Below are 18,342 nucleotides of genomic sequence, written 5' to 3' on the forward strand. Positions count from 1 at the left end.
TTTTAGCTTATTTCTTTAGTATGAAAACACATTTTTAGCATTTCATATAAATCGGGGTGCTTTACTTTCATACGTTCCGGTTGTTCAAAGAAATACTCTGAAGCAACAGCTAAAAATTCGGCTTCGTTGGTGCCACCATAATTTCTAATATCCGAGGTATTGTTATTTATAGCTTCCATTTCTTTGTGAATGGTTTTTAACCACGGAATAACATAAGGGTGTTGAATTAAAGCTTCCGGTACGCCATCGGTTATTCCATCGGAGTTATCAATTAAATGAATAAATTCGTGGATGCCTGTGTTGAAATTATCGCGTTTACTATCAAATCCTTCATAGAGTGCTTTTCGTGATAAAATCATTTGATTTTTTAAGCGCCCGCTACCAACTACACCTGCAATTTGTCGTTTTTTTTCGGTTTGTTTGTATCCAAAATCTTCGTTAAAATGATCAGGATAAATTAAAACGGTACTTAAATTATTATAATGCCATTCGGGGAAGTAAAATACGGGAATAACGGCACTTGCCGCAACAAGAATTTTATCAAGGTCTTCCAATTGAAAGCCAACAGCTTCAACATAAACTTCACTTAAAAACAGCATCATTCTGTTTTGAAATCGTTGCTGTTCGTTTGGTTTTAAGCCTTTATAAAAAATGACATGTTGTAGTAAAATGTTATGCCAGGGTTTTGGAAATTGACTTGGTTTTTTACGTCGTGTTGAAACAACGGCATAGATACCAAAAAGTACAATAAAGATGAATAGAATACCAACCATAAATTGTACTGCTTAGGTTTTTTTTTACGTTATTTTGGATTAAAAACTTTTAATTCGAATTCCTTCCCATTAAAAGCGCCATAAGTGTAATATGAAATCCAATCGCCAAGATTAATGTATTTCGATTGCTCGTTTAAATCGATTTCTAATGGTAAATGACGGTGACCAAAAATAAAGTAATCGCGGTGTTTGGTTTCTAATTTGCGTTTGCAGTATTGTACCAGCCATTCGTTATCCTCGCCAAGGAATTTAGCATCTTCGTCGCCCGAAATGAGTTTGTTTTTTACGGACATATATTGCGCTAACTTAACGCCTAAATCGGGGTGTAACCAACGAAATAACCATTTTGAAAACGGATTGGTAAACACTTTTTTCATGCGTTTATAACCTTTATCGCCCGGACCTAAACCATCACCATGACCAATAAAAAACTTGGTATTGTTAAAGGTGAATTCCTGTGGTTTGTGGTAAACGGGAATATTAAGTTCTTCTTCGAAATAGCCGTTCATCCACAAGTCGTGATTACCAACAAAAAAGTAAACGGGAATACCCGAGTCTGTTATTTCGGCGAGTTTGCCTAATGTTCTGGTAAACCCTTTTGGTACTACGGTTTTGTACTCGAACCAGAAGTCGAATAAATCGCCTAACAAAAAAATAGCCGCAGCATCGTGTTTGACTTCATCTAACCAGGCAACGAATTTTTTTTCGCGTGGTAATGAGTCTTTTGCTGTGGGTGCGCCTAAATGGTTGTCTGAGGCGAAATATATTTTTTTTCCTTCTGGAATTTGCATGTTGTAAATATAATAATTCCTGCAAAGGCAGGAATCGCTTTATTCATGTTTCTTGTTTTGTGCTTACGTTAGGGATTGCTCATGTATTCTTATTTATCTGGAAATCGTGAATGCTTCGCATTTGAAGCAATTGTTTGAGCTCTTTATACTTTTGTAAAAAGTTTAAAAGCGAGTGTGCAAAGCCCGACCCGAAACATAGTGGAGGGTAACGCCCTATAGGTTGTCGTTAGCATACCACTCGGCGTACGAACTATCTGTTTCCTGAAGTTTTAGCGAGTGTAGCGTAATGTGTTCTGGCAGACGTTTCATAATTTTTTTTGCAAAGTCGATTACCATCATCTCGCTGGTTGGCTGGTAATCTACTAAAAGCACATTGTGGCCGCGATCTTCAAGTTCTTTAGCCAACTCGACATGAGGTGTATTTTTGTTAAAAACCGTGGCGTGATCGAAGACATTTACAATTTCCTCTTTTACAATTTTTTTAAGGTCTCCAAAGTCTATAACCATGCCGTATTTTACATTGTTTTTGTCTGAAATGGGTTTGCCAAATACAGTTACAGATAGTTTATAGCTATGCCCGTGTACATTTTTACACTTACCATCGTACCCGTAAAGGGCGTGTCCAGTTTCGAAAGAAAACAGTTTTGTTATGCGGATATAGGTCATCAAAATAAAAAAATTTAATACAAAGATATTCATTTTGTAAAAGCAATTAGATTTTAGTTTACATTTGCGCGCTTTTATCCACTCAGGATTGATAGTTTTTATGTCTTAATTATTTATGAGTCAACTTTTTGAGGCTATTGATTTTGTTGAAAATCCGTTATACGAACAGATTATTTCGGACATCTCAACCCAACAATTTAGTATAGTAGAAAACTTCTTTACACACGAGGAAGTCGATCTGCTAAGACAGTCGCTTATTAATAAGCACGAGGAAGATGCTTTTAAAAAAGCGGCTATTGGAAATCGAGTAAACGAAACCATCGAAAAATCGATTCGTGGTGACATGATTTTATGGATAGACGAGGCAAAAGCAGATATTGTAGAACAGGTGTTTTTTAATAAGGTAAACGACCTGGTAGGGTATTTAAATAAAACCTGCTTTATGGGAATTTTGCAGAAGGAATTCCACTATGCGGTCTATCCACAAAATACCTTTTATAAACGCCATATAGATACGTTTCAAAATGACGACCGCCGAAAATTATCGATAGTTTGTTATTTAAACGAAGATGGCTGGTTGCCTGAAAATGGTGGTGAGTTGGTGTTGTATTTAGATGAAAACGGACAGGAAACTGAAAAAGTAATTTATCCGTTCCCTGGTCGTATGGTTATTTTTGAAAGCCAGATTATTGAACACGAAGTAAAAGTGGTTAATACCGAGCGTTTAAGTATAACCGGCTGGTTAAAAACAAGATAATTAGCGTCTTTTTCTGCGGTTGTAAACGTAGATGATGACTAACACGATAGCTAATATTAAAAACAGTCTGTTGCCCATAATTTTAAAGGTTTAAATTTGTTTTTAAAGGTACACTTTTTGAAAAAGTAGCCTAAAATTATTGATTCTTTTTTTTGTTGTACGCGTATATGGTATATGCAATAAGTACAAGTACAATAAAGGGAAGCATGGTACCTATAAAGACACCTATTTCGTAACCTTTGTCTGGGGCATTTTTTATTTTATCCTCAATATCTACTTGAAGTAAAAATGTCATGAATAAATTCATATAATTATTGATTGTCGAACAAATTTAAGAGTTTTGAGACAGGGTCAGGAACTTTTTTCTGAAAAAGAGAATAAGAGGAAACCCTCTGGAGATAATCCAAAAGGTCATGGCTATAAAAATAGCATGAAGTTTATAGCCTAAACTGTCTAGTAAGAACAGAATAGGAATAAAGACGATGAAAGTGGAAAATAAGAGGATATTTCTTAAATATTTCATCATACCAAGTCCTTTAAACATCCCGTCAAATATAAAGGCTAATGCACAAAAGGGTTGCATGATGAGTACAATCCAAAAGGAATTATAAAACAAGTTTAAAACTTGAGGATCCTTTGAGAATAAATGGCCTAATGGGTAGTAACCTATTCCTCCGATGATGCCTAGGATAATACCAACGACAACACCGTATCGAATAAGTTTATTGCTTAAAGTCATAAGATCTTTATAATTTTTGCCGCCATAAAGTTTTCCTGATAATATATTGCCTGCACTGGCATAGCCATCGATAAAAAACGCACCAAAGAACCATAGGTTTATGGCAATGGTATAAGCCGCGATATAAGCCGTTCCGTAACTCGTTGCAAATCTTGTGGCAAAATAAAGTGTGGCGTTAAGCGCCAGGGTTCTCACGAATAAATTAAGAATCATAATTATGAACCTTTTGATTTCATGGTTAAAAGGAAAACTTAGCTTTAAAGGAATGTCGGTTTTCTTTAACAGGTAATACGCCGAAAGTATAGCCATGATGCCTTGAGAAATAAGACTGGCGTAAGCAGCACCTTTTATATTCATAGCAGGGATGATACTATTAATACCAAATACCAGAACGACATCTAATACTATATTGGTTAAAGCCCCGACTATGGCAATAATCATAGGGTAGTAGGTGTTTTGTAAACCTCTGAAGGTGCCGAACACAGCAATAGAAAATAAGGTAAACGGAAATCCGAAGACTCTAATTTTGTAGTATTCTGCGGTGTAATCTAAAATTAAGCCGGAGGCGTTATAGAGTTTGAAAATGGTGTTTGTAAAAGGAAACGTTGTTATGATAATAATGATGCTAAGCGATGTGATTATGAATATCGCCTGCGCCGGAAGGTTTTTAATTTTTTCTACCTTATTGGCACCAACATATTGAGATACGATTGAGGAAATAGCACTTCTGGTTTGGCCTAAAACCCAAATAAGCATCGAAATAAAAGTGCCCACAATACCTACAGCAGCAAGAGATTCGGTAGCGTTGACTTCCATGTTTCCAACAATAGCTGTATCGGTAATAGAGAGAATGGGTTCAGAGATTCCGGCAATTAAAGCAGGAATGGCCAGTTTATTAATATGTTTAAAGCTTAGGTTTTGATTCATAAATTTTCAGCGTAAACGAATGGCAAAGGTCGTAATTTTTAATGGTTTAGAATTTATGAATTAATAATTGGTCTTAACGGAATGTTATAATTCGGTTTAGTGTGATGTAAAATGTTTTACATTTGCGCTCGTTTTTCAATAATTATATTAAATTTAAACTTCAAAAATCATCAATATGAAAAATATTCTGGTTCCTGTTGGATCGTCATCAAATGCCTTAAGTAATTTGCAGTATGCTGTAGATTTTGCTCAGGCTTTTGGCGCGAAGCTATACGTGGTGCAAGTGTATAATGTGTACACAAAAGCAGGAACAATGCTAAAAGTTGATGATATTATTGAACGAGAGAGTAAAGCCTATTTAACAGATTTGGTATCTCAAATAGACACTAAAAATGTTGAAATAGTTATTAAGACATTTAAAGGGAAATTAATTGATACTCTGGAGTTGGCTTGTAAAGTTGGTGATATCGATTTAATTTTAATAGAACCTCGTACAACGTCAATAAGTGATGAAGTATATTTAGGAAAAACATCGGGTAAAATTATAAAGCATACCCAAATACCTGCTTTAATTGTTCCTGAAGGTTATAAGTTCGAGCCGGTGTCTAATATTTTGTTTGCGGTGAAGTCGGCTATTATTAAAAAAGATGATGTTTTAAATCCGCTGAAATCGGTTAAGGAACAATTTAAATCGGTAGTAAATTTATTATTGGTGAAAACACCGTTTTATGGTGAAGGCGATTTTATTTTAAACGACGATTTAAAAGCTTTAGTAGATTCTACTTCAAAAACGGTAAATGCAACAACTTATCAAGGTGTGTTGGAACATTTTCAGGCAAATCAGCCAGATATGCTTTGCGTTGTAAGACGTAAACGCGGATTTTTTGTGAAAGCCTGGGAAAAAAATATAATTTTGAAAAAGGAATTTTATAGCTCAATACCGGTATTGGTATTAAGTGGTCTAAAATAAATGAGGGGGATTAGCTCAGTTGGCTAGAGCGTTTGGCTGGCAGCCAAAAGGTCACCGGTTCGAGCCCGGTATTCTCCACAAAACTCCAAGGTTATGCCTTGGAGTTTTTTTATGCCTAAAGTTTAAATTAGAATTACACTCAGCATTTTAATTATATTTGAAAGACTTTTTAAGACACGTTCTTTTTTTGAAAAGAAGTAAACGTGTTAAAGAAAACTTGTCTAACTTTAATAAAGTAATTTAATTTCCAGATTAATAGTTGTAGTAAATGCATAGCATTAGCTTGAAGGAATTTAAGGCGTATTTTGATGATCAGTACATGTCTTTGTGTTTGTTTGCCCATAAGTATATTGGCGATTTAGAACTTTCAAAAGATATTGTACAGGATGTCTTTGTGAAAATATGGGAAGATAAAATTACCTTTAAAAGTGAAAATAGCATTAAAACATATTTATACACTTCTGTAAAAAATAAATGCCTGGATTATCTTAAAAGTAAAACCTACAAGTCTACAAATAAGCTAAGTGATGCTGATATTCAAAAATTAGAAACCGAACCTTTTTTTATGAGGGAAGTTGCTGTGCAGGAAACCTCTAAAATTATACATCAGGCTATTGCCACTTTACCAAAAAAGTGCGCCGAAATATTACTATTAAGTATTCAGGATTATAGTAATCAGGATATCGCTAACGAACTAAATATTTCGGTGAATACAGTTAAGGCACAAAAGAAAATAGCTTATAAAAAGTTGAAACCTATTCTTAAAGAGTACTTTCTTTTTATCTCTTTTGCTTTAGAATAATATTTTATTACTACCGTAATTTTTTGATGCTTTTTATTGTAAATCAATAATTTATAATGATTTGCTAAGGGCGTTTTTTTTAATTTCTAAAAAAAAGTAAAATTTTTTTAACCCTCCCAAGAAACTTTATCGTCTTATAGTTAAATAAGCATATAATTAGGTTAATAAAGCATATTTTAAATGTCAGTTTTCAATAAAATATTTAAACTATCAAACAAGACTGCAAAGTCTTTATTAAACAATAGGACTCCAAAAAAGTTGCTTAAAACAGAGCTTTTCTCTGAAGAGGATCGAGCTTATATTCTAAACGAATTAACGAATAAGGAAGCCATTGAGAATAGAGAGGTATTATCAAGTAAAATTGATAAAGAAGCGGATTGGCAACTGGTTAAAAAGAAAATATCAAAACCAGTTAAAAGAATGAATTGGTATTATGCGGCGGCGGCTGTTTTAGTAACATTCTTAGCCATAGGGTTCTTAATCAAACAAAATTATACTCCAGATGAAACTCCTCAAATTATTGTAAATAATATTGAAATAGGTTCTGATAAGGCAACATTAACTCTGGAAGATGGTACACATGTAGAATTAGGAGAAGGGACTTCGTTCGAGGGAGAGAATGCCAATAGTGATGGTGAAAATTTAGTTTATAAAAAGCCGGATTCGAAAAAGGGACAACTCGCTTATAATTATTTAACCATTCCACGCGGAGGACAGTTTTATGTTGAACTTTCAGATGGTACTAAAGTGTGGTTAAATTCAGAATCACAATTAAAATACCCGGTAAGTTTTGTAGAGGGTGATACACGTAAGGTTGAATTAATATATGGTGAAGCTTATTTTGATGTGTCCCCAAGTACCGAAAATAAAGGTTCTAAGTTTAAAGTCTATAACAATGAACAGGAGATTAAGGTTTTAGGAACAGAATTCAATGTAAAAGCATATAAGGAAGAATTTAATATATACACGACTTTGGTTGAAGGTAAAGTAGAGGTTGGTTTTAATGACAAAAAAGAGTTTTTAAAACCAAGTCAGCAGGCCAACCTCGATTTACAAACCAATACATTTAAAGTGTATGAAGTTGATGTGTATAATGAAATTTCATGGAGAGAAGGTATCTTCAGCTTTGAAAATAAAAACCTAAAAGAAATTATGACGGTACTATCCAGATGGTATGATACCGATGTAATTTTCGAAAATAAAGCTCTTGAAAAGGAAGAATTTATTGGGGTTTTAGGTAAGAATCAGGATATCCTTGAGATTCTTAAAACCATTCAAAATTTCGGAATCATTTCCGATTACCAAATAAACGATAAGACCATCATTTTAAAATAAAAAAAGAGAGCGAAGTTTTGACATTTGGCGGTATCGAACTTCGTCTCTCCTAAACTAAATTAATTAAAACTAATGTTTAACTAATCCAACAACTAAATTATGAAAATTAAATTAATTACGGACCGTTCGCGTACGCGAAAACGGCTGCTATTGTTTATTATGAGAGCATTTATCTTCTTATTATGTACCACTGTTTTCAGTTTGAATTCAGTTAACGTTTTTTCTCAAGAAGAAGTATTTATCAGCAAGGATGAAGTAGTAAGTGTAGACAAGGTGTTCAAAATAATTAAGGAACAAACCGATTATCATTTTATTTACCCGAAAGATTTATTTAAAAACACGCCAAAAGTTCATTTAAAAAAGGGACTGGTTAAAATACAGGATTTGCTTAACGAAAGTTTAGATGCCAATAATTTAAACTTTGAAGTGTCTAAGAATAACACCATTGTTATAAAGAAAAGAACAGAGCTAATTTTAGATGACGTTCAGGGCATTCAAATTTCAGGTTCTGTAGTCGATGGTTCAGGGTTACCGTTGCCGGGAGCAAATATTATTGTTAAGGGAACAAATACGGGGACCCAAACCGATTTTGACGGGAAGTTTACTTTAACCGTTTCCAATGCTGATGCTGTGCTTATAGTATCATATGTTGGGTATACAACCAGAGATGTATCCTTAGAAGGAAAAACATCTTTAACTATCATGTTAAGAGAAAATGCCGCAGCATTAGATGAGGTTGTTGTTGTTGGTTATGGGACACAGAAAAAGTCAGATTTAACTGGATCTGTAAGTGTTGTAGATGTCGATGAAGCTAAAAAGACAGTAACATATGATGCCGCAAAAATGTTACAAGGTCAGGTTGCCGGAGTAACAGTGCAATCTTCCGGAGAGCCAGGTGGATTTGTCAATATAAAAATCAGAGGGGTTAATTCATTTAGTAATAACAATCCGCTATTTGTTATTGATGGAATGATTGTAGACAGTCCATTCGATTTTGCTCCTGGAGATATCGAGTCTATGCAGGTATTAAAAGATGCATCGGCTGCTGCTATTTATGGTGTTCGTGGTGCTAACGGAGTTGTGATTATCACAACCAAAAAAGGAAAAGCAGGACAATTTAATATTAAGCTTAAATCGTTATTTGGTATTCAAAATGTAGCAAATACATGGTCGGTAACCGATAGAGAAGGCTATCAGAATATTACAAGTGCTGCCGAGGTGAATGCAGGATTAAGCATTGCGCCGGGTAACGACCCAAACAATGCCGCTTATATTAGTGATGTTAATACCGATTGGCAGGATGCGGCTTTTAAAACCGGATACATAGAAAACCATTCGGTAAGTTTCAATGGTGGAGCCGAAAGTTTAGGGTATAATTTAAATCTTGATTACTTTAAAAACAGCAGTTATGTTGATTCTCCACAAGACTACGAAAGAATATCAACCAATCTGAATTTGAATGGTCAAAAAGGAAAATTCAAGTATGGAGCTAAGTTAGGGTATACCGATTCAGGTAAAGAAAACTTTAATGAATATCTGGCAGGACAGTCGGCAATTTCAGATATCGTAGGGGCCATTCCAACCATGCCGGTGTATGATGAAAATCGATTAGGGGGTTACGGCGGTACCGATAATTTAACCCAACGTGCGATCTCCATGAATGCTATTGGGTATAATAACTTAATAGATAATACGGCCAGAAGAAATCGTTTTATTGGCGATGTTTGGGCTGAAGTAGAGATTGTAAAAGGCTTAAAATATAAATTAGATGCCAGTTTTGATCGACTAGACTGGAAAAACAGAACGTTTATTCCACCAAGCGATTTAGGTTGGTATTATATTACTACCAACGATGAAGCATCTTTGGATGTGTCTACAGGAAATCAAACCAGAACATTTTTAAATAACTTGTTAACCTATAATGTCGAGTTAGGAAAGCATAATATTACGGTTTTAGGTGGGTTAATTCAGGAACGTAATGAATATTATAACCATTGGTCCAGAGGAGTTGGCTACGAACCAGGAACGATTAGTCATTTGGAGTATGCCGATGCAACAAGTACCGGAGAATATGAAAGTACCATTACTGGAATTTCATATTTAAGCAGATTAAACTATTCTTACGACGATCGTTATTTAATTACTGCAAACTTCAGACAGGATAGAACTTCATTATTTAGTGAGACAAACAATAAAGGTAATTTCTATTCATTTTCAGGAGCTTGGAAACTTAGTAACGAGCATTTTATAACCTTACCAGATTGGTTAAGCACTGTAAAATTAAGAGGTGGTTACGGTGAGTTAGGAAACAATACTATTCCTCCATATTTCTTTGCAACTACTACTAACCAATTTGCGAGTTACAACTTTAATAACGAATTAGCACCGGGAACAACTGTTGTAAGTTCGTTAGATCCGGATGTGCACTGGGAGATTACAAAAACTACCAATGCAGCTGTTGAATTAGGGTTTTTTAAAAACGCATTGGAGGTTACCGGAGAGTATTATGTGAAAAAATCTACCGATTTATTAATTGGAGTTCCATTACCATATTCAACTGGGGCATTTCCAGCGAGTATCACCACAAATGCTGGAGCTGTAGAGAATAAAGGATTCGAATTTACAGCCTCATACAGTAACAATGCTCGTGAATTTCAGTATAACATTTCGGCCAATTTAGGAACCCTTAAAAATGAAGTGTTACAAATAGGTCTTGATGGAAACCCAATATATGGGGCTGCTTCAAAAACCGAAGTCGGACGATCTATAGGCGAAATTTTTGCTTATGAGACAGATGGAATTTTCCAATCTGCCGAGGAGGTAGCAAGCTCACCAACACAAATTGGTGCTGCGGCTGGTGATATTAAATTTAAAGATCAATTAACCGTTGATACCGATGGCGATGGTATACCTGACGCAGCCGATGGCATTATTAACGATCAGGATAGAACCTATCAGGGTGTTACCATTCCAAAGTACAGCTACGGATTAAACTTTAGCTGTAATTATAAAAATTTCGATTTATCATTCTTCTTCCAGGGAGCAGGAGGACATAAAGCTTTCAACGGGCTATATCGTAATTTAATGATTGGGCAATATACCAATCACCATACCGATATGTTGGATTACTGGACACCAACAAATACAGATACTAATGTACCTCGCCCAATAATTGGTGATCCGAATGCAAATCTTAGAGATTCTAACCGCTTTGTTGAAAATGCCGATTATTTGAAACTTCAGAATATAGAATTAGGGTATAAAATCCCGGTTGGAGCGAATGGTGTTTTACAGGAAGCGAAAGTATATATTAATGCTCAAAACGTATTTACTATTAGTAATTATCGTGGTTACGATCCCGATTTTAATAGTAATGATGGGTTGTTCTCCAGAGGTTATGATGGAGGGTCTTTTCCGAATCCAAGAACGATTTCTTTAGGTGTTCAAGTAGGTTTTTAAGGAGTAATTAATAATTAAAAAAGAAATTAAAATGAAATATATAAAGTTTAAATATGTATCACTTTTCCTTTCCTTATCAATCGTGATTAGCAGTTGTGTGGCAGAGGATGATTTAATACAAGTAGATCCAAATAACGATGCAGTAGATTCGTTTTGGGCCGATGACCAAGATGCGCTTCAAGGTGTAAATGCAGCTTACGGTAGTTTGCTTACCGACGGAACATATATGAGAAGTACGCCTTTATTATTAGATTTAAAAGGAGACGATTGTAGAAGTAATAGCCCATGGGGAGCGATGTACAACGTAGGGCGATTTAATTCAAACGTAGCAGATGCCGCCATTTATGGATGGGCTTACGAAACGTATTATCAGGGCATTTATCGTGCTAACCAAGTGTTAGATAAAGTACCTGGAATTGCTATGGAAAATGAAGCATTAAAAAACAGAATTTTAGGTCAGGCTTACTTTTTAAGAGGCTTATATTTATTCCATGCCGTAAACATGTTTAAAAATGTACCGGTTCCTGTTGAGTTAGCAGCTTTTTATCCGCAAAAGACCGAAGCTGAAGGTTGGGCTCAGGTTATCGAAGATTTTAAAACGGCTGCAGATATGTTACCTGTGTCATATACCAGCGGCATTTCTGGTTTAGATTTAGGTGAAGTGGGACGTGCAACCAAAGGGGCAGCTTTAGCCTATTTAGGAAAAGCATATTTGTTTACACAGGACTTTACTAATGCAAGAGATGCTTTTAAAGCGGTGATTGATTTAAATGTATATGCATTAGTATCTAACTACCGCGATAATTTCACCGATAAAAATGAAAACAATTCAGAATCTGTTTTCGAGGTTCAGTTTAGTCGTGAAGCTGGCGGTGTAGACTTAGGCTGGGGTGGTGCGCCACAATCAGGTTGGGGAAAAACTTCGGCAAGAGCAATTACTTACGGACCTAGAGCTTTTGGTTGGACCGATGTACAGCCTACATGGACTTTATTTAATGAATTTCATGAAGAGTCGACGATTTCTGGAGAGGTCGATCCGCGATTAGATGCCACAATGTTTTATAATAAACCAGGAGGTATGATGTTGTACGGACAGGATTTTGCAACATTTTATGGTAATAATCCATCAGATTTAAATGATTTATTCTGTAGAAAATATCAAAATTCGGATGGAGAATATGCTAATGAATACGATTGGCGTTCAGGAATTAACGAGCGTTTAATGCGATATTCTGATGTGTTGTTAATGTATGCCGAAACCTTAAATGAAACCGGAGCTACGGCATCAGCATATACCTATATTCAAGAGGTTAGAGATCGTGTAAATCTGCCGGATTTAAGTGTTACAAAACCAGGAATGAGCCAGGCAGAAATGCGTGAGCAAATTGGTCACGAACGCTTTTTAGAGTTTGCACTGGAAGGGCACCGTTTCGATGATATACGTCGCTGGGGATGGTTAGAAGACACTAATAAATTAAATTGGTTAAAGTCTAGAGATGCCGAGTATGCCACATATTCTGAAGGAAGAGAGTTTTTCCCGATTCCGCAGTTAGAAATTGATAATAACCCGGGAACAACACAAAACTTAGGATACTAAACCTGTGTAGGACTTAATATTTGAGTTAGTTAATTTTCATATGGCAAGTAAGGTTGAGACTTGCCATATGATTTTTAATAAAGTACACATATCAATAAACAAGTACATATAAAACATTAATTTATAAATGTTAATGTTACAGTTATTTGCCTCTCAGTCTTGGATATATTAACTTTTTTTGATTTATTTGTAAGTGTACATTGAACACTTAATGTGTTTGTAGAGAAAAATGTATAAAATTTATACCAACAACTAATGACAGCTTTAAAAACTAAACTATTAAAACCCCTAGCCTTATTTTTAATGGCTACATCGGGTTTAAATGCGCAAGATAATACAACTTCTATAACCATTCAGGTGGATGATAATGCCCCAGTAATTAGCAAACATATTTACGGGCATTTTGCCGAGCACTTAGGGCGCTCTGTTTACGATGGTTTTTATGTAGGAGAAGATAGTGACATACCAAATACAAATGGAATTAGAAACGACATTGTTGAAGCGCTTAAAGGATTAAAGATTCCTAATTTACGTTGGCCGGGTGGTTGTTTTGCCGATGAATATCATTGGAAGGATGGCGTTGGCCCTAAAGCAGACAGACCTGTTATTGTAAATACCCATTGGGGTATGGTTGAAGAGGATAACAGTTTTGGAACTCATGAGTTTTTAGAACTTTGTGAGTTGCTTGGTGCTGAGCCTTACCTTGCTGGAAATGTAGGTAGTGGAACGGTTGAAGAATTGAACGATTGGGTCGAGTATTGTAATTACGATGGTAATACCAGCATGGCGCAATGGAGAAAAGCGAACGGGCAAGAAGAACCTTGGCGTGTGAAATACTGGGGTATTGGAAATGAAAGTTGGGGTTGCGGAGGTAATATGACACCAGAGTTTTTCGCCAATTTGTACAGACAATATGCGACTTATGCCAGAAACTATCCTGGAATAGATATTAAAAGAATTGCTTCGGGTGCCGATGCTGATAATTACCGCTGGACCGAAGTAATGATGAGAGATGTACCACATCACATGATGTGGGGACTTTCAGTACATTATTATACACGTACAGGATGGCCACCGTCAGGCTCGGCAACAAAATTTGATGAGTCTGATTATTTCTCAATCATGAAAACCTGTTTAAAAACCAGCGAAATTTTAGATAATCATATTGCCATCATGGATAAATATGATCCTAAAAAACGAGTGGCTTTAGTGGTTGATGAATGGGGAAGTTGGTATGCCGTTGAAGAAGGTACAAACCCAGGATTTGCCTATCAGCAAAATTCTATGCGTGATGCCATGATTGCGGGGTTAACATTAAATATGCTTCATGAAAGAGCAGACAGAATTAAAATGGCTAATCTGGCGCAAGCGGTTAATGTATTACAGGCGGTGATTTTAACCAAGGATGAAAAGATGTTGCTAACGCCAACATATCACGTTATGAAAATGTATACAGCGCATCAGGATGCGAAATTGTTACCACTTTCATTCGAGTCACCAAAGTATACTTTTAACGGAGAATCACTTCCTGCTATTTCAGCTTCAGCTTCAAAAGATAAAGACGGATTAGTGCATATTTCACTGGTAAATATCGATTCTAAAAAAGAAAACATCATAGAAATTGATTGTACTAATTTAGATGTAAAAGATTTTACGGCGAATATTGTAGCCTCTAAAAAACTGCAAGACCATAATACATTTGATAATCCTTCAACAGTTAAGGTTGAAGACTTCAAAGATTTCAAATTAAAAAAGAATAAGCTTACTGTAACCATTCCTCCTTTCTCTGTTGTGATGCTAGAGGGAAAATAATACTCAAGCTTATGAAAAGGTGTGAAACATTTAAGGTTGAAGCTCTAAGAATTCTATTTTTAGTGGCTTTAACGATAATGAGCTGTTCTAAGGATGATAGCGAAAACTTTGAAAAAGCAGGGACAGTTATTAGTAAAGAATGTAACGGAACTACACAAATTATAACCTATGCCGATGGTAATGGAGGAACCTATACAGGTTCGGTAGAAAATGCTGTTGAGTGTGGTTATGAACCTCCTGTAGTTGAAACATTTAACGGACCAACATATTCTGATAATTATTCATCGATAGCTTCGTGGAGTAGTCGTTCCCAATGGAATTTGGCAAATGTACATGACCCATCGGTGGTAAAAGATGGTGAGTATTATTACATGTACCAAACTGATGCGTCTTATGGCAATGCACATGACGGTCACGGTCATTTTCATCACAGAAGATCGAAAGATTTGGTAAACTGGGAATATCGAGGTAGTACGATGACTTCAGCTCCTGTTTGGGTAAAGGATACTTTAAATAGCATGCGTGCTAAAATGGATCCGGCTTTACCAGCCATTGAAAATCCAGAGTATGGTTATTGGGCGCCGTGTGTTAGAAAAGTAGGCGATAAATTCAGAATGTATTATAGTATCGTGGTTATTGATCCTATTGTTGGAAGTGATTTTAATACCTCATGGACAGAGCGTGCGTTTATTGGTTTAATGGAAACCAATGATTTGGCATCGAATATCTGGACAGATAAAGGGATGGTCGTTTGCTCTGTGGCAGATGGTTTGGAAACCTATACCAGAACGAACGGAAATGATTGGAGTGGATATTTTAAATTCAATGCTATCGATCCAACATTTATTGAAACCCCACAAAATGAACAGTATTTAATATACGGGTCATGGCATTCAGGCATTGCAGCTTTAAAGCTGAATCCAGAAACCGGTAAACCTGATAAATTGGACGCTTTAGAAGATTATGGTGTTACCATAGCCAAGCGTGGTAGTAGCCGTTGGCAAGCTTCAGAAGGCCCTGAAATTCTATATAATCCGGATACTGATTATTACTATTTGTTCATGGCTTACGATGAATTATCGGTTGCTTACAATACACGTGTTGCGCGTTCTAAAAATATAACCGGACCTTATTTGGGTATTAATGGAGCAGATGTTTCGGCTGGAGCAGATTGTTACCCAATGATAACGCATCCTTATGGTTTTAAAAATCATACGGGGTGGGTTGGATTCTCACATAATGCCGTGTTTCAAAATCCTGATACGCAGGAATGGTTTTATGCGTCACAGGCACGATTACCGGAAAATGTTCCAGGTATAGCCGTTTCCAATGCGATTATGATGGGACATGTACGTGAAATTCAATGGACTGACGATGGCTGGCCTGTTATTGCACCAGAGCGTTATGCAGGTGTGCCAACAACAGAGATTACTGAAGCTTCTTTTATTGGCTCTTGGGAACATATAGAAATGAATTATCAATATAAAATCATTCAGACATCAAAAACCATAAACCTCACAGCCGATAAAAAAGTAACCGGGGGCGTTTCAGGGACATGGTCTTATGATAGTTCGACGAAAACATTAACCATTAATGGAGTGAAATGTAAAGTGAAAGATGCCTGGGACTGGGAAGCAAGTACCAGAAAAGTGACTATTACTTATTCTGGACTTACTGGTGGAGGATTGCCAGTATGGGGCAAGAAAATATAAATCAATGACCAACACAAAACGAAATTGAGAATGAAATTAACTTATGTATGTTTAAGCGGGCTTTTAGCCTTAACCGTGTCTTGTAAGTCGTCTAAAACTTCGGAAGCTATGCTAGCCGTAGAGAAGTTTAATAACCCGATTATCACAGAGATATATACCGCTGACGCTGCGGCTATTGTACACAATGATAAAGTGTATTTATATGCAGGCCATGATCAGGCACCAAACGATGTTAATGCCTATCGCATGCATGAGTGGCTGGTGTATTCATCATCAGATATGGTACATTGGCAGGAACATCCCGTGCCTTTAAAACCTACAGATTTTAAATGGGCTTCTGGTGAGGCTTGGGCCTCGCAGGTTATTGAACATAACGGGAAATTTTATTGGTATGTAACAGTCGAGCATGGTAGTATTCATGGAAAAGCGATTGGTGTGGCAGTGTCAGACAGTCCTACCGGGCCTTTTGTAGATGCCATTGGAAAGGCCCTAATTACAAACGATATGACCACTCAAACTAAAATTAGCTGGGACGATATCGATCCAACAGTTTGGGTGGATGATGATGGTCAGGCGTATCTGTTTTGGGGAAATACGGTTTGTAAATATGCTAAGCTAAAGCCTAATATGATTGAATTAGATGGTCCAATTATGACCGTCGATTTACCAAACTTTACAGAAGCACCATGGATTCATAAAAAAGGCGATTGGTATTACTTATCTTATGCGTACCAATTTCCAGAAAAAATAGCCTATGCTATGAGTAAATCTATCACTGGTCCTTGGGAATTTAAAGGGATTTTAAACGAAGTAGCCGGAAACAGTAACACGAATCATCAGGCGATTATTGAATTTAAAGGGAAGGATTATTTCATCTATCATAACGGAAGCATTCCAACACATGGTGGAAGTTTCAGACGTTCGGTTTGTGTAGATCGTTTGTATTATAATGAAGACGGTACGATGAAACGCGTGATTATGACTTCGGAAGGTATTCAGGAATAAAAGATTATTATGAAATCACTTGCATCAAAATTAAGTCTAATAGTATTGTTCTTCGGAATGCTGACGTTTGCGCAGGACATTCGTGTACACGATCCAGTGGTGATTCAGCAGGATGATACGTTTTATTTGTATTGTACAGGTCGAGGCATTAGCTGTTTTAGTTCAAAAGATTTAAAAAACTGGAAAAAGGAACCTACGGTATTTCCTGAAAAACCAGAGTGGACAGATCAGGTGGTTTCAGATTTTAAAAATCATATCTGGGCACCCGACATTTCGTTTTATAACGGAACTTATTACTTGTATTATTCGGTATCAGCGTTTGCTAAAAATACTTCTGCTATTGGTGTAGCAACGAATAAAACCTTAAACCCTTCCCATGAAAATTATAAATGGGTCGATCATGGTATTGTTATCCAATCGGTACCTAATCGTGATTTATGGAATGCTATTGATCCCAATTTAATTTTTGATGAGGAGAATATACCGTGGTTGTCTTTTGGGTCGTTTTGGGATGGTTTAAAAATGGTGAAACTAAATCCGGATTTATTGTCTATTGCTGAACCTCAGCAATGGCACACCATTGCCAGACGTGAACGTTCTTTCGATTTAGCGGATACAAATCCGGGTGATGCTGCTCTTGAAGCGCCTTTCATTTTCAAAAAGAATGACTATTATTATTTATTCCTGTCCTGGGATTTATGTTGTCGAGGAGAAAAAAGCACCTACAAAGTCGTGGTTGGCCGTTCTAAAAACGCCACAGGGCCTTATTTAGATAAAAAAGGAAAACCGCTTTTTGAAGGTGGCGGAACTTTACTCGTTGAAGGGAATGAAAACTGGTATGGCGCCGGACATAACAGTACGTATACGTTTAATGGAAAAGATTATATGTTTTTCCATGCCTATGATGCTAACGATAATGGTTCACCAAAGCTTAAGGTTGGTGAGTTACTTTGGGACGAAGCTGGCTGGCCGAGTTTAAAGACAAAATTAGAATAGA

15 protein-coding genes and 1 tRNA gene are annotated in these 18,342 nt (G+C 36.3%); 11 read left to right on the forward strand and 5 right to left on the reverse strand.

The window, feature by feature from the left end:
* Positions 1-2 precede the first annotated feature (2 nt).
* From R1X58_RS06635 to R1X58_RS06645, 3 genes are all read right to left on the reverse strand, one after another.
* Positions 3-773: a M90 family metallopeptidase gene (locus R1X58_RS06635; RefSeq protein WP_240572569.1), complete on the reverse strand. Its 771-nt coding sequence runs from the start codon at positions 771-773 to the stop codon at positions 3-5.
* Between the two features lie 29 nt (positions 774-802).
* Positions 803-1,564: a UDP-2,3-diacylglucosamine diphosphatase gene (locus tag R1X58_RS06640; protein WP_240572570.1), complete on the reverse strand. Its 762-nt coding sequence runs from the start codon at positions 1,562-1,564 to the stop codon at positions 803-805.
* 213 nt (positions 1,565-1,777) lie between these two features.
* Positions 1,778-2,230, reverse strand: coding sequence for a 6-pyruvoyl trahydropterin synthase family protein (locus R1X58_RS06645; protein WP_240572571.1), 453 nt, complete (start codon positions 2,228-2,230; stop codon positions 1,778-1,780).
* A 115-nt stretch (positions 2,231-2,345) separates the two neighbouring features.
* On the opposite strand from R1X58_RS06645, the gene R1X58_RS06650 reads away from it, so the two are divergent.
* Entirely contained in the window at positions 2,346-2,987 is a 642-nt protein-coding gene (locus R1X58_RS06650; RefSeq protein ID WP_240572572.1) for a 2OG-Fe(II) oxygenase, read from the forward strand.
* A gap of 136 nt (positions 2,988-3,123) precedes the next feature.
* Here R1X58_RS06650 and R1X58_RS06655 read toward each other — a convergent pair whose 3' ends face one another.
* Together R1X58_RS06655 and R1X58_RS06660 are read right to left on the reverse strand one after the other, a co-directional pair.
* Positions 3,124-3,282 (reverse strand): hypothetical protein, encoded by a 159-nt coding sequence (locus R1X58_RS06655; protein ID WP_240572573.1) that lies wholly within the window; start codon positions 3,280-3,282, stop codon positions 3,124-3,126.
* A 36-nt stretch (positions 3,283-3,318) separates the two neighbouring features.
* A complete protein-coding gene (locus R1X58_RS06660) occupies positions 3,319-4,653 on the reverse strand; it encodes an MATE family efflux transporter (protein WP_240572574.1) in 1,335 nt (444 codons plus the stop codon).
* Positions 4,654-4,828: 175 nt separating this feature from the next.
* On the opposite strand from R1X58_RS06660, the gene R1X58_RS06665 reads away from it, so the two are divergent.
* From R1X58_RS06665 to R1X58_RS06710, 10 genes are all read left to right on the forward strand, one after another.
* Positions 4,829-5,623: a universal stress protein gene (locus tag R1X58_RS06665; RefSeq protein WP_240572575.1), complete on the forward strand. Its 795-nt coding sequence runs from the start codon at positions 4,829-4,831 to the stop codon at positions 5,621-5,623.
* Positions 5,624-5,627: 4 nt separating this feature from the next.
* A tRNA-Ala gene (locus R1X58_RS06670) sits at positions 5,628-5,701 on the forward strand.
* A 190-nt stretch (positions 5,702-5,891) separates the two neighbouring features.
* Entirely contained in the window at positions 5,892-6,425 is a 534-nt protein-coding gene (locus R1X58_RS06675) for an RNA polymerase sigma-70 factor (protein WP_240572576.1), read from the forward strand.
* 180 nt (positions 6,426-6,605) lie between these two features.
* Positions 6,606-7,760, forward strand: a complete 1,155-nt coding sequence (locus R1X58_RS06680) for a FecR family protein (RefSeq protein ID WP_240572577.1) — start codon at positions 6,606-6,608, stop codon at positions 7,758-7,760.
* Between the two features lie 99 nt (positions 7,761-7,859).
* A complete protein-coding gene (locus tag R1X58_RS06685; RefSeq protein WP_240572578.1) occupies positions 7,860-11,219 on the forward strand; it encodes a SusC/RagA family TonB-linked outer membrane protein in 3,360 nt (1,119 codons plus the stop codon).
* A 31-nt stretch (positions 11,220-11,250) separates the two neighbouring features.
* Positions 11,251-12,816: a RagB/SusD family nutrient uptake outer membrane protein gene (locus R1X58_RS06690; RefSeq protein WP_240572579.1), complete on the forward strand. Its 1,566-nt coding sequence runs from the start codon at positions 11,251-11,253 to the stop codon at positions 12,814-12,816.
* Between the two features lie 255 nt (positions 12,817-13,071).
* Positions 13,072-14,628 carry an alpha-N-arabinofuranosidase gene (locus R1X58_RS06695; protein WP_317293013.1) on the forward strand — a complete coding sequence of 519 codons (1,557 nt, stop codon included), beginning with the start codon at positions 13,072-13,074 and terminating at the stop codon, positions 14,626-14,628.
* 11 nt (positions 14,629-14,639) lie between these two features.
* A complete protein-coding gene (locus R1X58_RS06700; protein WP_240572581.1) occupies positions 14,640-16,340 on the forward strand; it encodes an arabinan endo-1,5-alpha-L-arabinosidase in 1,701 nt (566 codons plus the stop codon).
* 30 nt (positions 16,341-16,370) lie between these two features.
* Positions 16,371-17,345 carry a glycoside hydrolase family 43 protein gene (locus R1X58_RS06705; RefSeq protein ID WP_240572582.1) on the forward strand — a complete coding sequence of 325 codons (975 nt, stop codon included), beginning with the start codon at positions 16,371-16,373 and terminating at the stop codon, positions 17,343-17,345.
* A gap of 9 nt (positions 17,346-17,354) precedes the next feature.
* Positions 17,355-18,341, forward strand: a complete 987-nt coding sequence (locus R1X58_RS06710; protein ID WP_240572583.1) for an arabinan endo-1,5-alpha-L-arabinosidase — start codon at positions 17,355-17,357, stop codon at positions 18,339-18,341.
* Position 18,342: the final 1 nt, after the last annotated feature.

This window comes from Aestuariibaculum lutulentum (assembly GCF_032926325.1).
Classification (GTDB): Bacteria; Bacteroidota; Bacteroidia; order Flavobacteriales; family Flavobacteriaceae; genus Aestuariibaculum; species Aestuariibaculum lutulentum.